Annotated in this window: 1 protein-coding gene; it reads left to right on the forward strand. The window is 56.8% G+C overall.

Going from position 1 to position 1,236, the window contains the following annotated elements; all coding sequences use genetic code 11:
- Nucleotides 1–65: 65 nt before the first annotated feature.
- Nucleotides 66–1,228, forward strand: a protein-coding gene (locus tag L6D63_RS28345; RefSeq protein ID WP_131671992.1) for an IS3 family transposase whose coding sequence is annotated in 2 segments (ribosomal slippage) — nucleotides 66–321 and nucleotides 321–1,228 — 1,164 coding nt in all. Because the reading frame shifts where the segments join, the coding sequence is not laid out codon by codon here.
- Nucleotides 1,229–1,236: the final 8 nt, after the last annotated feature.

Raw genomic sequence — 1,236 nt, forward strand, 5'->3', positions numbered from 1 at the left:
GTGTAGTGGTCTACTAACCCCGGACACCCATTTAGGCGAGAATGCTCGCCACAGAGAGGTGTCCGATGACCAAACAACGCCGTACGTTTACCCCTGAGTTCAAGCGCGAAGCCGCCTGCCTGGTGCTCGATCAAGGCTACAGCCATGCCGAAGCGGCCCGTTCGCTCGGCTTGGTGGAATCGGCCCTGCGTCGGTGGGTTAATCAGCTTCAGCAAGAGCGCGGCGGCATCACGCCGGCCAGCAAAGCGCTGACGCCAGAGCAGCAAAAAATCCAAGCGTTGGAAGCCCGGATCACGCGCCTTGAACGCGAGAAATCGATACTAAAAAAGGCTACCGCGCTCTTGATGTCGGAAGATCTCGAGCGTACGCGCTGATCCGCCAGCTCAGCGACCATGAGCCCGTTGATTGTTTGTGCGAAGTGTTTGAAGTCACTCGCTCAAGTTACTACGCACATCGTCACAGAAGGCGAACTCCGGACGTTGAGCGACTGCGGTTGCGCAGTCGAGTGAATGAGTTGTTCACGCGAGGGCGAAGTGCACCCGGCAGCCGTAGCATCAAGGCAATGATGCAAGAAGAAGGTGAGCAAATCGGACGGTTCAAGGTGCGCAGCCTGATGCGTGAGCTGGCGTTGGTCAGCAAGCAGCCAGGATCGCATGCGTACAAAAAGGCCACAGTGGAGCGGCCAGATATTCCGAACATCTTGAACCGAGCGTTTGATGTCGAAGCGCCAAATCAGGTCTGGTGTGGCGACATCACTTACGTTTGGGCGCAGGGCAAATGGCACTATCTGGCAGTTGTCCTGGATCTCTATGCACGCAGAGTGGTGGGCTGGGCCTTATCAGAAAAGCCGAACGCAGATCTCGTGGTCAAAGCGCTGGACGTGGCTTACGAACAACGCGGAAAGCCTCAAGGGCTACTGTTTCACTCCGACCAGGGATCGCAATATGGCAGTCGTCAGTTCCGCCAGAGACTGTGGCGCTACCGCATGCGCCAGAGCATGAGCCGCCGAGGCAACTGCTGGGATAATGCGCCGATGGAGCGAGTATTTCGCAGCTTGAAATCAGAGTGGATACCGACCACGGGCTACCTGACCGGGCAGCAAGCTCAACGAGACATTAGCCAGTACCTGATGGGCCACTACAACTGGATCCGACCCCATCACTTCAACGATGGACTGGCTCCGGCGAAAGCTGAAGAAAAACTCAAAACCGTGTCCGGGATGAGTTGACCACTACA

Origin of the sequence: Pseudomonas parakoreensis (genome assembly GCF_021602155.1) — a bacterium.
Lineage (GTDB): Bacteria > Pseudomonadota > Gammaproteobacteria > Pseudomonadales > Pseudomonadaceae > Aquipseudomonas > Aquipseudomonas parakoreensis.